13 protein-coding genes are annotated in these 16,992 nt (G+C 73.6%); 3 read left to right on the top strand and 10 right to left on the bottom strand.

What is annotated here, in order from left to right; genetic code table 11:
• The first annotated feature begins 24 nt into the window (after window positions 1-24).
• Both N912_RS0128375 and N912_RS0128370 read left to right on the top strand, forming a co-directional pair.
• Window positions 25-990 carry an AraC-like ligand-binding domain-containing protein gene (locus tag N912_RS0128375; protein WP_028925050.1) on the top strand — a complete coding sequence of 322 codons (966 nt, stop codon included), beginning with the start codon at window positions 25-27 and terminating at the stop codon, window positions 988-990.
• 18 nt (window positions 991-1,008) lie between these two features.
• On the top strand, window positions 1,009-1,932 hold the full coding sequence (locus N912_RS0128370; RefSeq protein ID WP_028925049.1) for a pyridoxal-phosphate dependent enzyme: 924 nt from the start codon (window positions 1,009-1,011) through the stop codon (window positions 1,930-1,932).
• A gap of 5 nt (window positions 1,933-1,937) precedes the next feature.
• Here N912_RS0128370 and N912_RS55225 read toward each other — a convergent pair whose 3' ends face one another.
• Both N912_RS55225 and N912_RS0128360 read right to left on the bottom strand, forming a co-directional pair.
• Window positions 1,938-2,960, bottom strand: a complete 1,023-nt coding sequence (locus N912_RS55225; RefSeq protein WP_051580920.1) for an amidohydrolase family protein — start codon at window positions 2,958-2,960, stop codon at window positions 1,938-1,940.
• A gap of 31 nt (window positions 2,961-2,991) precedes the next feature.
• Window positions 2,992-4,263 (bottom strand): cytochrome P450, encoded by a 1,272-nt coding sequence (locus tag N912_RS0128360; RefSeq protein ID WP_028925048.1) that lies wholly within the window; start codon window positions 4,261-4,263, stop codon window positions 2,992-2,994.
• Between the two features lie 648 nt (window positions 4,264-4,911).
• Here N912_RS0128360 and N912_RS66525 point away from each other — a divergent pair.
• Window positions 4,912-8,949, top strand: a complete 4,038-nt coding sequence (locus tag N912_RS66525) for an nSTAND1 domain-containing NTPase (RefSeq protein ID WP_156994117.1) — start codon at window positions 4,912-4,914, stop codon at window positions 8,947-8,949.
• Between the two features lie 9 nt (window positions 8,950-8,958).
• Here N912_RS66525 and N912_RS0128350 read toward each other — a convergent pair whose 3' ends face one another.
• From N912_RS0128350 to N912_RS0128315, 8 genes are all read right to left on the bottom strand, one after another.
• Window positions 8,959-9,510 (bottom strand): DUF6529 family protein, encoded by a 552-nt coding sequence (locus N912_RS0128350; RefSeq protein WP_028925046.1) that lies wholly within the window; start codon window positions 9,508-9,510, stop codon window positions 8,959-8,961.
• A complete protein-coding gene (locus tag N912_RS0128345) occupies window positions 9,507-10,121 on the bottom strand; it encodes a hypothetical protein (protein WP_028925045.1) in 615 nt (204 codons plus the stop codon). Before N912_RS0128345 ends, N912_RS0128350 begins: the two co-directional genes overlap by 4 nt.
• Before the next feature lie 97 nt (window positions 10,122-10,218).
• Window positions 10,219-11,520, bottom strand: a complete 1,302-nt coding sequence (locus N912_RS55220) for an Hsp70 family protein (RefSeq protein ID WP_156994116.1) — start codon at window positions 11,518-11,520, stop codon at window positions 10,219-10,221.
• A 90-nt stretch (window positions 11,521-11,610) separates the two neighbouring features.
• Window positions 11,611-12,453, bottom strand: coding sequence for a sugar phosphate isomerase/epimerase family protein (locus tag N912_RS0128335; protein WP_028925044.1), 843 nt, complete (start codon window positions 12,451-12,453; stop codon window positions 11,611-11,613).
• 27 nt (window positions 12,454-12,480) lie between these two features.
• Window positions 12,481-13,224 (bottom strand): SDR family NAD(P)-dependent oxidoreductase, encoded by a 744-nt coding sequence (locus N912_RS0128330; RefSeq protein WP_028925043.1) that lies wholly within the window; start codon window positions 13,222-13,224, stop codon window positions 12,481-12,483.
• Window positions 13,217-14,533: an MFS transporter gene (locus tag N912_RS0128325; protein ID WP_028925042.1), complete on the bottom strand. Its 1,317-nt coding sequence runs from the start codon at window positions 14,531-14,533 to the stop codon at window positions 13,217-13,219. The genes N912_RS0128330 and N912_RS0128325 overlap by 8 nt, the downstream gene beginning before the upstream one ends.
• Entirely contained in the window at window positions 14,530-15,543 is a 1,014-nt protein-coding gene (locus tag N912_RS0128320) for a zinc-dependent alcohol dehydrogenase (RefSeq protein ID WP_156994115.1), read from the bottom strand. Before N912_RS0128320 ends, N912_RS0128325 begins: the two co-directional genes overlap by 4 nt.
• Window positions 15,540-16,871, bottom strand: a complete 1,332-nt coding sequence (locus N912_RS0128315; RefSeq protein WP_028925040.1) for an FAD-binding protein — start codon at window positions 16,869-16,871, stop codon at window positions 15,540-15,542. The genes N912_RS0128320 and N912_RS0128315 overlap by 4 nt, the downstream gene beginning before the upstream one ends.
• Window positions 16,872-16,992 lie beyond the last annotated feature (121 nt).

Genomic DNA, 16,992 nt, shown 5'->3' with positions numbered 1-16,992 from the left:
GGACAGAGGGCCTACCGTCGAGCGATGAGCATCGACGCTCGGCACCTGGTGGACATCGACACCCGGCACACCCGCGCGGACGAGCGGGCCGGGTCCTGGAACCGGGCGATCGCCCGGGCCTCGGTCCCGATCAACGTCTACTCCCGGGGCGAGTCCGTCGGGCGGCTGTGCGCCGACCTGGTCGGCAACCTGCGGGTGCTCACGATCAGGGCGGACTCCGCCACGGTCGAACGCACCCCGCAGCTGGTGCGCTCGGGCGGCGACGACGGGTTCTACAAGCTGATCTTCCACCTGGGCGGCACCTGCCGGGTCTCCCAGGACGGGCGCACCGCCGAGCTGCAGCAGCGCGCCCTGGTCATCTCCGACACCACCCGGCCGTACTCGCTGGACTTCCTCGGCCCGTACAGCCACCAGGTGCTCATGATCCCTCGGGACGCCCTGGACATCTCCGGCGACGCCGTCGCGTCGGTCACCGCGACCGCCACCCCCATCGAGCGCGGCGCGGCCAGGGTGCTGGCCCGGATCATGCGCGGGCTCAACTCCGACGTGCACACCCTGTCCGAGCGCAACCGCCTCGCGCTGTCCGAGACCCTCATCGAGCTCGGCGGGGCGGTGCTGCGCGACGCGCTCGGCAGCTCGCTGTCCGAGACCGAGTCCGGGCGCTTCGCCGAGGTGCTCGCGTTCATCGAAGCGCACCTCACCGAGGCCAACCTCACCCCGCAGGTGGTGGCGTCCGCGCACTTCATGTCGCTGCGCTCGCTGCAGCTGCTGTTCCACTCCCGCAACGAGTCGCCGAGCAGCTGGATCCGCAAGCGCCGTCTGGAGAACGCCCGCCGCGACCTCATCCGCTCCGGCCTGGACGAGCCCATCTCCGCCATCGCCGCGCGCTGGGGCTTCCCCGAGGTCGGCACCTTCACCAGGGCGTTCAAGCGCGCGTTCGGACCGCCACCGGGCACCTACCGCACCCGCCACACCGCCCTGGGCCGGTAACATCCCCACATCGACCTGTTGAAGCCCGACGACATCGCCGAGGCCGGTGAGCGCATCGCCGGCGTGGTGCGCCCCGTGACCGTCGCCCGGGTGGCCCCCTCGGGGGTGCGCGCGTCGCTGGCGTTGGAGTTCCTGCAGTTCACCGGCTCGTTCAAGGCGCGAGGGGCGGCCAACTTCGTGCTCGCGCACGCCGCCGACGGCACGCTGCCGCCCGGCGGGGTCGCCATCGCCAGCGGCGGGAACGCGGGCCTTGCCTACGCCTGGGCGGCGGGGCTGGTCGGCGCCAAGGCCAACGTGTTCGTCCCGGTCGGAACGCCGGCGGTCAAGCTGGAGCGGCTGAGCGGGCTGGGCGCCGTCGTGCACCGGGTCGGCACCGAGTACGGCGACGCCGCCCAGGCCTGCCGCGAGTTCGCCCTGAAGCGGGACGTCCTGCTCGGCCACGCCTACGACAACCGGCTGATGGCGGCCGGCGCCGGCACCCTGGTGGCCGACATCCGCGCGCAGTTGCCCGGCCTGGCCACGCTGGTCGTCGCGGTGGGCGGGGGCGGGCTGTTCTCCGGCGTCGCGACGGCCGCCGCCGCGCACGGCATCCGGACCGTCGGGGTGGAGCCGGCCGGCAGCCGCGCCCTGCACGCCGGCGTGGCGGCCGGGCGGCCGGTGGACGTCGAGGTGGACTCGATAGCGGCGGACTCGCTGGGCGCGCGCCGGGCGAGCGAGCTGGCGGTGCGCACCGCGCTGTCCTTCGACACCCGCTGCGTGCTGGTGGACGACCCGCTGATCGCGGCGGCGCGGGAGCTGCTCTGGGACGACCTCCGGATCCTGGTCGAGCACGGCACCGCCACCGCGCTGGCCGCGCTGCTGGGCGAACGCCCGGCGTACGCCCCGGAACCGGGCGAGTCGGTGTGCGTCGTGCTCTGCGGCGCCAACACCGCCCGGAGCTGACGGGTTCAGCCCAGGCCGAACAGGGCGCGGGCGTTGCCGTGGGCGATCTTGCGGCGGTCCAGCTCGCTGATCGGGGTGCGTTCGATCCAGGCCGCGCCGTCGGCGTTGTCCGAGTAGGGGTAGTCCACCGAGAACAGGATGTGGTCGGCGCCCACCGCGAGGACGGCGTTGATCAGGGCCTGGTCGGAGAAGGTGCCGCTGGTGGTGATCCAGATGTTGTCCGCGACGTACTCCGGGATGGTCTTCCTGATCTTCTTGTCGCCGGGGTTGAGGTCGAACATGTTCTGGGTCCGCCACAGCAGCGCGGGCAGGCCTTCGCCGAGGTGACCGAGGATCAGCTGGGTGCTGGGGAACCTGTCGAAGTGCCCGCTCAGCAGCAGCCGCACCGCGTGGGTGGCCGTCTCGCTGCCGAAGCCCCAGGTGGCGCCGAGCATCTCCGGATGCCCCCGGTAGAGGTCGGCCTGCGCGCCGGGCAGCGGCGGGCGGGGGTGCAGGTACAGCGGGACGTCGAGCTCGGCCAGCGCCTCCCAGAACGGGTGGTACGCGGGGTCGTCGAGGTACCGGCCGTGCTCGTGGCCGCCGACGTTGGTGTAGCCGTTGACCAGCACGCCCTTGAACCCCAGCTCGGTGACGGCCCGGCGCAGCTCCTTGCCGGCGCCCTCGGGGTCCTGCAGCGCGACGGCGGCGAAACCGGAGTAGCGCGCGGGGTGGCGGGCGACCTGGCCGGCCAGGAAGTCGTTCTGCCGGCGGGCCTCGGCGGTGGCCTCGGCGGGGTCGGCGATGGCCTGGATGCCGGGGGCGGTCAGCGAGATGATTTGGTGCTCGATGCCGGCGGCGTCCATGCTGGCCAGGCGCAGCTCGTCGAACTCGGGCAGCCGCCGCGCGACCCGGTGGTAGTACTCCGGGGTCAGCGCCACGCTCTCCAACAGCCCGCGCAGGTCCTCCTCGTTCGCGAGAATGGCGCGCACCGCGTCCGGGTGCTGGTACGCCTCCTCCAACGTGATCTTCGGCAGCCGGCCGTCGGTCATCCGCTTCTCTCCTTCGGTCAAGGGCTGACGATCACATGGTGCCTCCTGGGGTGAAGGCGACGGGCAGCCGCTTGATGCCGTTGATGAACTGCGAGCTCAGCCGGGCCGGTTCGGCGGTGGCGTGGATGTCGGGGATGCGGGTGAGCAGTTCGCGGAACATCACGGTGATCTCGCGGCGGGCCAGGTGGGCGCCCAGGCAGAAGTGCGGGCCGGGGCCGCCGAAGCCGATGTGCGGGTTGGGCGAGCGGCGCACGTCGAACCGTTCGGGGTGCTCGAAGTGGGCCGGGTCGCGGTTGGCGGCCCAGTAGAACATCAGCACCCTGTCCCCGGGTTCGAGGCGCTGGCCGGACAGCTCGGCGGGCTCGGCGAGCACGCGCCGCATGAAGATCACCGGTGAGGCCCAGCGGACGATCTCCTCTACCGCGGTCGGGGTGACGCCGTCGAGGTCGGCCAGCCAGGCGGTGCGCTGCTCGGGGTTCTTGGTGAGCAGGTCGATGCCCCAGCTGATCGCGTTGCGGGTGGTCTCGTTGCCGGCCGCCACCAGCAGGATGAAGAACGAGGCCAGCTCGTCGGGGGTCAGGGACTCGCCGTCGATCTCGGCGTTGGTCAGCTTGGAGATCAGGTCGTCGGTGGGGTGCTCGGCGCGCAGCTTGGCCAGCTCGCGCACCAGGTTGGCCATGTCCTGGCCGGCATCGAGGAAGGCCTGGAAGATGTTGCTCCGGTCCGGGACGTACTCCGGATCCTGCGTACCCAGGATGACGTTGGTGGTGTCGAAGACGAACCGGTGCTGGCTGGCCGGGATGCCCATCATGTCGCAGATGATCGTCAGCGGCAGCTTGGCGGCGAGGTCGGCGACGGCGTCGCACTCGCCCGACTCGATCACCTCGTCGACGATCCGGGTGGCGACCTGGGAGACGTTGTCGGTGAGCGCGTCGAGCATCTTCGGGGTGAACCCCCGGGAGACGATCCGGCGCAGCCTGCCGTGCCGGGGGTCGTCCATGTTGATCATCGAGCCGTAGAACTCGCGGAGCTCGACGGGGAAGTCCACCGCGCCGGCCGCGCCCTCCCCGGAGATGTAGACGGCCGGCGTGCGGCTGGCGGTGACGATGTCGTCCAGCCTGGTCAGCGCGTAGTAGCCGGGCCCGGGCTGCCCGAAGGAGAAGTCCGGCTCGGCGTAGAACGGCAGCCCGGGGCGGGCGCGCAGCGCGTCGAACGCCGCGTGCCGGTACTCGATCGGGCGGCTCCAGAAGCCGTTGATGTCCGACAGGTCGATGCCGGCGGGGTCGAGCTCGTCCGTGCTCATGCACCCATCCCAGTCGATGTGCGGGGGCGCGCGAACTGCCGATCCGGCATCGCGACGTGACGCGGACGGCATGGTTCGGGACCGCTCGTGCGGGAACGCCTTGTTGACCTTCGCCGTCGGCGGTGACACGTCCGATTCCGGTTAGACCGACGGTCGGTCTAGTGGTGTGAAGAGATCATCAGGTCACCATGGTTGTTGTGCGGGCGCTATAGCAACCGTGGTGACCTGATGATCAGCGCTGGGTGGCACGGGCAACGGGGTGCGCAGGCCGGCGTGCGCCCGTGATCGGGGCGGCATCGCCTCGGCCGCCTTGCCGCTCGCGGTGACGGGCCGCTCGATCGGCTCGACGTTGTCGGGGCTGACCGAGGGACGGGGACTTCGACACGTTCACCGAGGCGTCGCCGGGTGCTGGGCGGCATGTTGTGAGGTCCGCGTGCTGGTTCGGTGTCGCGTTCCTGGTCGCCCGGAACCTTCTAGACCGACGGTCGGTCTAGCGGTGTAAGAAGATCATCAGGTCACTACGGTTGTTGCGCGGGTGCTATAGCAACCGTGGTGACCTGATGATCACTGGCGGGGGTGGCGGCGGTTGGTGTGCGGCGGCCATGAGGTGTGTGCGGCCGAAAGCGGCGGCGTGGCTAGCCTGGATGGGTGAGTGCGGCTGGGCAGGATCACTCGCTCGCGGCGCGGGTGGTCGTGCGGGTTCTTGGCTCGGAGGGGGAGGTCGTCGGCGCCGGGTTCCTGATCGATCCGGAGCGGATGGTCACCTGCGCGCACGTGATCGCGACGGCGCTCGGCGAGGACCCGCATCGGGACGCGGCGCCCACCACGCCGGTGCGGGTGGACTTCCCGCTGTTCGGCGAGCCCGGCTCGGCGCCGCCGTCGGTGATGGCCACCGTGCGTCGGTGGCGGCCGATCGGGGCGGACGGCAGCGGGGACATCGCCGTGCTGGCGCTGCGCGGCGAGCTGCCGGCCGGGGTCCGGATGCCGCCGCTGCGGCGGATCGACCAGATGTGGGACCAGCGGTTCCGGGTGCTGGGCTTCCCCGAGGGGATGGCGGACGGCGTCTGGACGACCGGGCACATCAGGGGCGAGCAGGCCACCGGCTGGTTCCAGCTGCAGACCGAGGTGGGCGAGCAGCAGATCGTGGGCGGCTACAGCGGCTCGCCGGTGTGGCACACCGAGGCCGGCGCGGTGGTGGGCATGACCGTCGCGGCGGACGGCAGCGGCGCCACCACCACGGCGTACCTGATCCCGCTGGACGCGGTGCTCGGGGTGGATCCCGAGCTGCTGCCCTGCCCGTACCGGGGGCTGGAACCGTTCGGCGAGGAACACGCCTCGCTGTTCTTCGGCCGGGGGCACGATCTGGCCCGGCTCGAGGAGGTCGCCGCGCGGCAGCGGCTGGTCGCGGTGGCGGGCCCGTCCGGGGCCGGCAAGTCGTCGCTGGTGCGGGCCGGACTGTTGCCCAGGCTGCGGGCGCGGGGCGACCAGATCGTCGAGGTACGCACCGCGGCCGCGCTGGACGCCGCGCTGTCGAGGACCGAGCGCGAACAGCGGTTGGTGCTCCTGGTCGACCAGTTCGAGGAGCTGGAGTCGACCGAGCCGGCCGAGGCGGGCGAGCTGCTGGAGCGGTTGGTCGAGCTGGCCGAACGGGACGCCCGGCGGGTGCTGGTGCTGCTCACGCTGCGCTCGGCGACCCTGGACAACCTGTTCGCGCCCGAGGCGGCGGCGCTGCTGAGCACCGGGACCGTGCTGCTGCCGCCGATGCGGCGCGGCCAGCTGCGGGACGCGATCGTGGCGCCCGCCGAGTGGGCGCCGGGGCTGTCCTTCGAGCTCGGACTGGTCGACCGCATCCTGGACGACGCCGCAGCCGAGCCCGGCCAGCTGCCCCTGGTGGAGTCCCTGCTCACCGAGCTGTGGGAGCGGCGCGAGGGCGGCTTCCTCACGGTGGAGGCGTACGAGCGCGCCGGTGGCGTCGCGGGGGTGGTGGCCAAGCGCGCCGAGCAGGTGACCGGCTCGATGGACGAGCCGCAGCTGCGCCGGCTGTTCGTGGCACTCGCGGGCGCGGACCGCGACGGGCGGCTGACCCGCCGGCCGGTTCGGCTGGAGGACCTGGCGCCGGAGCTGCACCCGTTGGTGCACCGGCTGATCGAGGGCCGGTTGCTGGTGGTGGAGGCCGGCGGGGAGCACGTCGTCCAGCTCGCGCACCAGGCCGTCATCGAGCACTGGCCCCGGCTGCGTGACTGGCTGGCCGAGGACCAGGCCTTCCTGACCTGGCGGGCCCGGCTCGACGCCCAGCGGGAGCGGTGGGAGGAGTCCGGCCACGACGACGGCTCGCTGCTGCGCGGGGCGGCGCTGGCCGCGGCGTCGGACTGGCTGCCGGCGCGGGCCGGGGACCTGGCGGAGCCGAGCCGGGAGTACGTGCGGCGCAGCCGCGCCCGCCAGCGCCGGGACGCGCGGCGCTGGCGGCTGGTGACGGCCGTGCTGGCGACGCTGGTCGTGCTCGCCGGGGTGCTCGCGGCGGTCGCGGTGCGGCGCGGCGACGAGCTCGGCGACCAGCTCCGGACCGCGAACTCCGAGCTGCTCGCCGCGAACGCCCTGACCCAGGCGGACAACGACCCGGTGACCGCCACCCAGCTCGCGCTCGCCGCGTTCCGGCTCGACCCGCGCAACGCCAACGCCAGAACCGTGCTCGCCAAGCAGTTCTTGGGGCTGCGGTCGGTGGACGCGGTGCTCGCCGGCGTGACGGACACCCCGATCGTGGACTACCAGATGTCCACCGACGGCACCGTGCTGCTCCCCGACGGCGCCGGGCTGGTGGTCGTCGGCGGGCCGGAGTCGCGCTGGGTGGTGCCCGGGGTGCCGCCGAGGTCGCGCTGGTCGGCGCTGAGCCCGGACGGGCGCCGGCTCGCGGTCGCGGACCGTGACGGCGCGGTGTGGACCTGGGACGTGGCGGCGCGCCGGGGGCCGGACCGGCTGGCCGAGCCGGGCAGCGCGGACCCCGTCGGGCACGCCTTCTCACCGGACGGGCGCCGGCTCGCCTGGCTGACGCCGCCGGGGCCGGCCGGGCGCGGGATCGAGGTCTGGGACGTCGAGCGCCGGGCGCGGACCGGGGGTCCGCTCGCGCCGCTCGCCGAGGCGGACGTCTCCGACATCGCGCTGGGCGCCGACCCCGACGCGCTGTTCGTCAGCCGGGGCGACCCGGTCGGCGGCAGCAGGCGGCTGGTGGCGCGGTCGCTGTCGAACGGCTCGGTGACGCGGGAGTACCCGCCCGGCACGGTGTTGCGTGGCAGCGGGGACGCGGTGGTCTCCTGCGCGGGGGAGCGGACCGCCGTCGTCCAGCGCGCCGACCTGTCCGCCGAGCTGCTGCGCATCCCGACGCGGTCATGCCTGCAGTCCGGGATTCGGTCCACGATCTCCCGGGACGGGTACCACCTCGTCGACAGGCCGCACGGCGCGCGGGACTACAGCACCACCCGGGTCACCAACCTGGTCGACGGGCGCACGTTCGAGGTCGCGATGCCCGGCGAGAACCCCATGATCGACCCGAACCAGGTCACGGTGCAGACGCTGCTCGGCGTGCTCCCGGCGCGGGACGGCGCCCCCTCGGCCGTGCTCGGCCAGGGCACCTCGCTGCTGCGGATGCGGGGCGCGAGCCGGGTGGGCGTCCGCCCCGACGGGACCGGCCCTGCCCTGGGGGGCAGCGATGACGGGAGGTTCCTGATCGGCGTCGAGGACGCCGGGTACACGGTCTTCGATGCGGCCTCGGGCCGCGAGCTGACCAGGGCCGCCAAGCCCGACGCCGGCCCCGGGGGCAGCGTCGAAGAGATGGTGGGGGACTCCGTCCTGGTGGCGATCGAGACCCCCGACCGGTGGGTTCTTCGGGATCACGCGTTTCCCACGCTGGCCCTCATGGGCAGCTACACGATGCCGCGTGCGGCGGGCGAGTCGGAGCACAGCCGGTGGTTCGAGGTCGCGGACGGGCGGGTGGTCGGCTATGCCGGCGGGGTGGTCACCGTGTGGGACCGGGCCTCCGCCGCGCCTCTCGCGCCGCCGACCCGGCTCGGTCAGACCCCCGCCGAGCAGGGATGGTTCCGAGGCGCCGCGAACTTCGAAGCGAGGCCGGGGCATCCGGGGCAGGTGGCCGCGCTGGGCCCGGACAATGCCATCCAGGTCTGGGACGCGGTGGCCGGCCGGCGGCTGGTGACGCTGCCGAGCCTGGGTGGGCGCAAGACGGTGAGCTTTACGTTCGACGCGACCGGACGCCGCCTCGCCGCCACCACCCAGGCCCGCACGCTCGACATCTGGGACGTCGAGACGGGCGAGCTGATCCGTCCACCCATCCCCACCGGCGTCCTCGCGCAGGCGGAGGGCTTCACCGAGGACGGACACGTCATGCTCGTGCGCACGGTGGGCGGCACCCAGCAGCTCGCTCAGCTGTGGGAGGTCGAGGGCGGGCATCTCAGCGGCTCGTTCCTGGTGCCGACGGCGTTCCACCAACTCGCCGGTCGGCTCAAGAACGGTCGCGGGATGGATGCCAGGGGCGTGGACGGCTCGGCACCGTTCAGCATGCCGCTGACGGGCCAGCAGTGGTTCGACTCCCTCTGCCGGTTCTCCAACCGCCCGTTCACCCCGGCCGAGCGCGCCCTCTTGCCGTCCGGCTCGACGATCGAGCCGCCATGCTCGTAGCGCGGTTTCCTACAGGTGCAGGCCCTGGTTGCCGAACGCCCACAGCGCCGAGGTCAGCCACAGGCCTATCAGGGCGGTGAACGTGACGCCGCCGACCGCCGGCAGCACCCACCCCGGCAGGCCGCGCCTGGTCAGGGTCATCATCTTGGTCACGAACGCGCCGTAGAACAGGCAGCCGAGCAGCGAGTGGACCAGCACCCTCGGGCTGGAGGCCTCGAAGCCCAGCGCGAACAGGCAGTGCACCACCACCGGGACGGTGAGCAGCACGGCGACGCGCCCCGACCAGCGGTGCAGGGCCGGCACCCAGCTCGCGGTGTTGCCCCGGTAGAGCAGCGAGGCGGTCGCCAGCTGGGTGATCGCCAGCAGCGCGGACACGGTGACCAGCCAGGACTTGACGTAGACCCCGCTGCTGAACCCGGACACGTTGATGGAGAAGCCGGTCGGCTGGTGCACGGCGCCGTAGACGCCCAGCGCCACCGCGACCAGGCACCCGACCAGCACCGGGGCCACCAGGGTGGCCGCCTTCGGGTCGGTGCGGGGCGGGACCGGTGGTGTGGTCATCCGAGGTCACCGCTGACGAACTGGGCGGCGGACGGGTTGAGCGGGGCGGCCGGTTCGATCGTGGTGCCCCGGTGGGACAGGCCGGTGACCTTGCCGTCCTTGTCCTTGATCCAGCCGGTGGTGCGCTCGCCGGCCTTGTCGCGGTAGAGCCCGGCCGGTGCGGAGGCGGCCGCCGCGGAGTAGGTCCAGGACTTGCCGCCGGCCGTGACGGTGCCGGTCAGGGTGGACCCGGCCAGCGTGCCGTTCAGCGTGTTCGCCCCGCCGCCGCCCTTGGCGTCGACCTTCCCGTCCGTCGCGCTGCCCTGGTACCAGGCCTCGGTCGCCTTGCCGTCGCACAGGTAGGCGGCCACCTTGCCGCCGCGCACGGTGACCGCGATGGCGGCGTGGTTGCCCTCGGTGTACCCGGTGTACTTGGCCTCGGCCGGGAACGGCTCGCTGACCGCCGCCGGAGCGGGCGGGGCCGGCGCGGGTGCCTGCGCGGCGGGGGCCTGAGCGGCGGGTGCCGGTGCCGGTGTGGCAGAGGACGGCGTGCCGGACAGGTTGACGCCCAGCAGCACCAGGCCCAGCACCGCGACCGCCAGCAACGTGAGGTACGGCCCGCGTCGGCTCATGATCTTCCCCCTTCGAGAGTTCGTCTCGAACCGAAGCTTCCCAGCGGCACCCGGGCGGTACGAGGGGGTGCGCCCCCCAAACCCGAGTGCCATCCCGCTAACCCGAGGTGGGGTTGGCCCCCGACCAGATCTGTTGGAACACGAACATCGCGACCAGCACGATCGCCACCGCCAACGCGAGCAGCGCCACCGCCAGCAGGATCTTCGACACGACCGACGTGGCGGGCCGTCCGGTGTCGACCGCCGTCGCCTCGGGCGCCGCCGCCCGGACCCGCTGGCGGGTTGGGCGGGCCGGTGCCGGGGCGGCCTCGACGGGCGTCGGGTCGGCCGCCGTGCCGTTGGCCATGCTCGCCACCGTGGCCGCGCCCAGCGCGACCGCGTACTTCGGGTGGGTGTCGACCAGGATGGGCCGGCCCAGCTCGTCGGAGACCATCTTGGCCACCAGCGGGATGCGCGACGAGCCGCCCACCAGCAGTACGGCGCTCAGCTCATCGGCGCTCACCTGGGCCGAGCGCAGCGCGCGGGACAGCGCGCTGATGGTGGACTCGATCTGCGCCCGCACCAGGTCCTCGAACCCGGAGCGGGTGATCCGCACGTCGAAGTGCCTGCCGGGCAGGAACACCGGCAGCAGCGTCTCGGTGTCGACCGACAGCGCCTCCTTGGCCAGCACGCAGTCCTGGCGCAGCCGGCTCAACGCCACCAGGGCCTTCGGGTCGCGGGTGTCGAGGTCGGCCAGCGCCCCGTCCGAGGAGTAGCTGACGAAGTCGAAGACGGCCTGGTCGAAGTCGATCCCGCCGAGCCGCTCGACGCCCTCGGGCGTGCCCAGCGTCTCCACCCCGTTGCCGACCTTGCGCACCACGGTGGCGTCGAACGTCCCGCCGCCGAGGTCGTAGACGGCCACCAGGGCGCCGCTCTCCAGCCGCCGCGACGCCGCGTAGTGGGTGGCCGCCGCCTCCGGCTCGGTGATCATCACGGAGTCGTCGAGGCCGGCCAGCCGGGGCACGTCCTCGAACACGCCGCGCCGGAACGGGCCCCAGTTCGCGGGGTGGGTCAGCACCACCCGCTCCGGCGCCTCGCCCTCGGTCTCGGTGACCCTGGTGATCACCTCGCGGAGCAGGGTGGCGAGCAGGTCGGTCGCCGAGTACGAGCTGTCGGCCAGGCGCATCGGCGTCGGGTCACCGAGGCGCCGCTTGAACTGGCGGGCGACCCGTTCCGGGCTGGTCGCCGCCCGCCGGTTGGCCGCCTCCCCGGTCACCAGGGTGCCGTCCTCGCCGGCGTAGACGATCGAGGGCATCACCACCGAGCGGTCCCCGAGGGTGACCATCTCGACCTGAGCCCCGTCGGCGCGCGCGGCGGCCACGAAGGTAGTGCCGAGATCTACACCGAGGCAGTAACCCATCACGGCTCCCCTCCGCCACGGCGACACATCGTAGCCAGCCACAGGACACCTCACCCGAATCTTGACTGGACCGCGATGGAGTTGTCCCGACTAACGGCGGTAGGGCATACCCGACGCGACGTGCGTCTCGAAGCGCTGGACGGTCCTGGCGACGATGTCGGCGAGCGGGAGCGTCCAGATCTCGTCGTTGAAGACCTCGACCTCGATCGGCCCGGTGAAGCCGGCGGCGCGCACGGTGGTCGTCATCCGGGCCAGGTCGATGATCCCGTCGCCGGGCAGCAGGCGCCCGTTCATGTGGTCGGGCGCGGGCAGCGGCAGCCGGAAGTCGCTGACCTGGTAGCCGGCGATGCGGGGGCCGGCGGCCTCGACGCCCTCGGCGAGGTCGGGGTCCCACCAGGTGGCGTAGCTGTCGATGAGCACGCCGACGGACTGTGGCGGCAGCTCGGCGATGGTGCGCAGCGCGGCGCGCAGGGTGGTGACCGCGCTGCGGTCGGCGGCGAACAGCGGGTGCAGGGGTTCCAGGGCGAGCCGGACGCCGGCGGCGCGGGCGAGCGGCTCGACCTGGGCGAGGGCGTCGGCGACGCGGGCCTCGGCGGCGCGCGGGTCGGGGTTCTCCGTGGGCAGTCCGCCGGCGATGAAGGTGAGCATCGGCGCGCCGACCGCGTGCGCCAGCTCGATCGCCCCGGCCACCTCGTCGAGGGCGGCGCGCAGCTCGGGGCCGCGCTTGTCGGCGACGAAGCCGACCCGGCTCAGCGAGGTGACGCCCAGGCCGGTGTCGCGCAGCAGGCGCGCGGTCGGACCGGCGCCCAGCTCGCGGACGGGCTCGCACCACAGGCCGAGGTGCCGGATGCCGACGGCGGAGGCGGCCCTGGCGGTGTCGGTGAGCGGGTAGGGGCGGGTGGTGGCCTGGTTGAGGCTCAGTTCGACGGTCATGCGGCTCGCTCCTGGGTGTGCGGGCGGTCAGTAGGTGGCGCGGCCGCCGGAGAGGTCGAAGACGGCGCCGGTGGTGAACGACGCCTGGGGGGAGATCACGAACGCGATCAGCTCGGCGGCCTCGCGGGGGAGGCCGAAGCGGCCCATCGGGATGAGCCGTCGCTTCTCGGCCCGCTGGCGCTCGGACATCGCGGCGATCAGCGGTGTCTCGACGGTGCCGGGGGCTATCGCGTTGACCGTCACGCCGGTGTCGGCGTACTCCCTTGCGAGGGCCTTGACCAGGCCGAGGACGCCCGCCTTCGCGGCCGAGTAGCCGGTCATGCCGGCGCTGCCCTCCTTGCCGGCGGTGGAGGACAGGTGCACCAGCCGGCCGTAGCCGCGCGCCGCCATCGCGGGCAGCACCGCGCGGGACAGGATGAACGCCCCGGTCAGGTTGACGGCGAGCAGGCGCTCGAACTCCTGGACGGTCTCGTGCGAGGACGGCTGGACCCGGCCGAGGACGCCGGCGCAGTTGACCACCGCGTCGATCCGGCCGAGCGCCTCCCCGGCGGCGGCGACCGCGGCGTCCACGCTCGACGGGTCGGTGACGTCGATGTCGACGCGGTGCTCGCCAGGGCGCGGGTCGGGCCAGCGGGCGGTGGGCAGGTCGGCGGCCACGAACTCGGCACCGGCACTGGCACCGGCCAGCAGGGTGGCGACGGCGTCGCCGATGCCGCTGGCCGCGCCGACCACCAGGCAGCGGGTGTCGGCGAGGCCGGTGGGGTCAGCCATGGGCGGCGTCGACCCTTCTCGGGCGTTGGACGGCCGGCGCGCCGAGGTCGGACAGCGGCGTACGGAAGGTCTCCTTCGCGGTCAGCGCGGCCGCCGTCGCGATCAGGCTCACCGCCGCCGTCATGATCGCCACCGGCAGCCAGCGGGTGGAGCCGCCGGTGACCGCGGTGGCCAGCGCGGGGCCGAGGCCGGCGGCGATGAGCCCGATCTGGATGCCCAGCGCCATGCCCGTCTGGCGCACCCGCAGGGTGAACATCTCCGCGAACAGCGCCGGGTACACCGCGTTGATCGCCGCGTACGCCCCGGTGACCGACCCGAACGCGGCCAGCAGCACCAGCACGACGTTGCCGCTGTCGATCGCCGCCAGGTAGCCGAAGATCATCACGGCGGACGCCAGGTTGCCCGCGACGAACACCGGCTTGCGGCCGATCCGGTCGGACAGCGCCGCGAGCAGCGGCTGGGTCGCCAGCGCGCACAGGTGGGTGACCACGAGCACCCACAGCATGGTGGTCTTGGAGACGTGGTTCTGGCCGGTGGCGTACGACAGCGCGAACACCTTGATGATGGTGTCCACCGCGAAGGCCAGCGAGCAGAACGTGACCCGCAGGATCGCCGCCCAGTGCGTGCGGAGCACCTCCACGATCGGCAGCTTGGCCAGCTCGTCGTTGCGTTGCGCCGCGACGAACGCCTCCGGCTCGCTGAGCTTGGCGCGGATCAGGTAGCCGGCGAGCATGACGAACACGCTCAGCCAGAACGGCACCCGCCAGCCCCAGCTCGCCAGCTGGTCGGGCCGCAGCGCCTCGATCGGCAGGAACACCAGCGTGGCCAGCGTGAAGCCGGCGACGATGCCGACCGGCCCGAAGCTGGTGAACAGCCCGCGACGCCCGGGCGGGGCCACCTCGACGGTCAGCGTGGTGGCCGCCGCGGTCTCGCCGCCGACCGAGATGCCCTGCAGGATCCGCAGCGTCACCAGCAGCACCGGAGCCCAGAACCCGATCTGGCCGTACCCGGGCAGGCAGCCGACCAGGAACGTGCACGAGCCCATCATCAGCAGGATGAGCACCAGGACGTGCTTGCGGCCGATCCGGTCGCCGATGTGGCCGAGCAGGATCGCCCCCAGCGGGCGGGCCACGTAGGACACCCCGAAGGTGGCCAGCGAGGCGAGGGTGGCGACGCCCCCGGCGTGCGGGAAGAACACCTCGCCGAAGACCAGCGCGGCGGCCAGCGCGTAGATGTAGTTGTCGTAGTACTCCAGGGTGCTGCCGGCCAGGCTGGCGACCGCCGCGCGGCGGGGGCTGTTCGAGCTCACCGTTGGGCTCCTTCGGGGCGGAAGACCGTCTTGTACGGGCCGAGCGCGCCGTCGGCCAGGGCCAGGAACGCCTCCGGGGCGTGGTCGAGCGAGTCGAGGACGCGGACCGGCAGGTCGGCGGGGTCGATGCGGGCGAGCAGCCGGGTCGCTTCGTGCAGTTGCGCGCGCGAGTAGCAGAACGACCCGGTGAGGGTGATCTCCTCGCGCACCAGGCGCTGGCCGAGCGGCGGGGTCAGCTCGGGCGCGAGCCCGACCACGCAGACGGTGCCGCCGGGCTGCGTCGCCTCGGCCGCCGAGGCCGCCGTCGCGCCGATGCCGACGGTGTCCACGACGGCGTCCCAGCGGTCCGGCCTCAGCTCGTCGGGGGCCATGGCGTCGATGCCCCGCCGGGCGGCGTCCGCGCGCCGGTCCGGGGCGGCCTCGACCACCGTGACCGAGGCCGCGCCCAGGTCGCGGGCGCGCACCACGCAGGCCGTGCCGATCGAGCCGGCGCCGATCACTCCGACCCGGGAGCCCGCCGCGATCCGGGCCCGTTCGCAGGCCCGGACGGCGACCGCGAGGGGCTCGGCCAGGGCCAGGCGGTGGGGCTCCGTGCAGGGGTCCGCGGCGACCAGTTGGGCGGGGTCGAGCGCGAGGTAGCGGCACAGGCCGCCGTCCAGGTCGACCCCGAGCAGCTTGCGGCGGGCGCACGCGCCGAGCGAACCTTCGCGGCAGTGCGAGCAGTCGCCGCAGCCGTCGTTCGGGTCGATCGCGACGGCCTGGCCTTCCCGCCACTCGGCGACCTCGGACCCGACGCCGGCCACCGTGCCGCCGAACTCGTGCCCGAGCACCACCCCGGGGCGCGCCCGGCCGACCTGGCCGCGCCACACGCTCAGGTCCGTCCCGCAGATCCCGACGCCGTGCACCTGGACGACGACCTGGTCAGGGCGGGCGTCCGGGAACGGTGCGTCCTCCACGGTGAGCCGCCGCGCGCCGGCCCACCGCACGACCCGGTTCGTCGCCGTCGTCATGCCCGGCACAGCGCCGCCTCGGCCGCGCGGCGTCCGAACACGAACCCGAAGACCAGCCCGCCGATGTAGCGCAGGTCCTGGGCGCCGCCGGCGTCCGCGCCCACCGCGTACAGGCCGGGCACCGAGACGCCGTCGCGGTCCAGCACGCGCGCGTCGCCGTCCACCCGCAGCCCGCCGAACGGGATCGTGATGCACGGCTGCACCTCCAGCGCGTAGTACGGACCGCCGTCTCCCAGCCGGCACGGGCTGCTGGCCGGGGCGTCGAGCGCGACGGCCTCGCCCGCCGCGAACCGCCGGTAGCCGTCCAGGGTGGCCGCGAGCGCCGTGCCGTCCACGCCCCAGCCCGCGACCGCGTCGACCAGCTCGCCGAGGTCCGCGCACCGGGCGGCGCGCGCGCCCAGGGCGGTCGCCTCGGCGTGCCGGTCCAGCGCCATGCCGCTGGGGTACGGCACGGCCAGCGCCCGCTCGCGCTGCACCCGCTCGTCCCAGATCAGCACCGCGCGCCGGCCGGGCTGGCGCACCACGAACTGGTTGGACACCTCGTCGCCGAGTGACTCGTCGGTGAACCGGCGCCCGTCCCGGTTGACCAGCACGCCGTAGGCGGAGAAGTACAGCGTCAGCCGCAGCAGTCGTTCGCGAGTGACCGCCATCGGGCTCGGCAGCAGGTGGCCGTAGAACGCCGACAGGTGCCGGCTGGCGGCGCCGCCCGCGGCCTTGCCGAGCCGGAAGCCGTCGCCGACCGAGCACGGGTTGCTGCGCACCGCTATGTCGTCGGCGCCGTGGCCGATGAACGCCTGCCGCAGCTCAGGGTCGCCCTGGAACCCGCCGGTGGCGAGCACCGTCGCCGGGGCCGACGCCCGCTCTCGCCGCCCCTCGTGGGTGTACTCGACCCCGGCCACCCGCCCCCGCTCGCGCACCAGCTCGACCTCGCTCACCTGAGTCAGCAGCGACCCGCTCGCCCGCACCTCGGCCGACCACGCCGCGAACAACGCCGGGATATCGATCTTGCAGGCCAGGCCCCACTCCAGGTGGTCGGCCCACGGCTCGCTGACCTCGGCGCCGGCGGCGCGCACGTCCGCAACCGCCCGTTCGTAACCCTCGACCACCAGCGGCCCGAGCACCGGATCGGCGTCGGGCTGCACCCGCCACAGGGTCGCCAGGTCCGGCGCGGTCCACAGGATGCCGGCCGACAGCGCCGCCGAGCCGCCGACGTCCGCACCCTTCTCCAGCACCAGGACTCGTGCGCCGAGGCTCGCGGCGCGGTTCGCGGTGGCCAGGCCTCCCGCGCCGGCGCCGACGACTACCAGGTCGAATGAGCTCCCCGTCACGTGGTTCCTTCCGTCCGTGGATAACGTTTGCCGTTCGTACCGGTGTGTCGCCCGGAATCATGGATAACGTTTGCCGCTAACCTAGGTTCGACAGTTCCGGGTGTCAACGGCGGAGGATCCG

The organism is Actinospineispora acaciae DSM 45401, from assembly GCF_000620785.1.
GTDB classification, from domain to species: domain Bacteria; phylum Actinomycetota; class Actinomycetes; order Mycobacteriales; family Pseudonocardiaceae; genus Pseudonocardia; species Pseudonocardia acaciae.
The sequence above is the reverse complement of the archived record's forward strand: the minus strand, read 5'-3'. Positions and strand labels throughout refer to the sequence as shown.

Coding starts and splice junctions, on each gene's coding strand:
- N912_RS0128375 (WP_028925050.1), top strand. CDS start 25: ATGAGCATCGACGCTCGGCACCTGGTGGACATCGACACCCGGCACACC.
- N912_RS55225 (WP_051580920.1), bottom strand. CDS start 2,960: ATGACCGACGGCCGGCTGCCGAAGATCACGTTGGAGGAGGCGTACCAG.
- N912_RS0128360 (WP_028925048.1), bottom strand. CDS start 4,263: ATGAGCACGGACGAGCTCGACCCCGCCGGCATCGACCTGTCGGACATC.
- N912_RS0128350 (WP_028925046.1), bottom strand. CDS start 9,510: ATGACCACACCACCGGTCCCGCCCCGCACCGACCCGAAGGCGGCCACC.
- N912_RS0128345 (WP_028925045.1), bottom strand. CDS start 10,121: ATGAGCCGACGCGGGCCGTACCTCACGTTGCTGGCGGTCGCGGTGCTG.
- N912_RS55220 (WP_156994116.1), bottom strand. CDS start 11,520: ATGGGTTACTGCCTCGGTGTAGATCTCGGCACTACCTTCGTGGCCGCC.
- N912_RS0128335 (WP_028925044.1), bottom strand. CDS start 12,453: ATGACCGTCGAACTGAGCCTCAACCAGGCCACCACCCGCCCCTACCCG.
- N912_RS0128330 (WP_028925043.1), bottom strand. CDS start 13,224: ATGGCTGACCCCACCGGCCTCGCCGACACCCGCTGCCTGGTGGTCGGC.
- N912_RS0128320 (WP_156994115.1), bottom strand. CDS start 15,543: ATGACGACGGCGACGAACCGGGTCGTGCGGTGGGCCGGCGCGCGGCGG.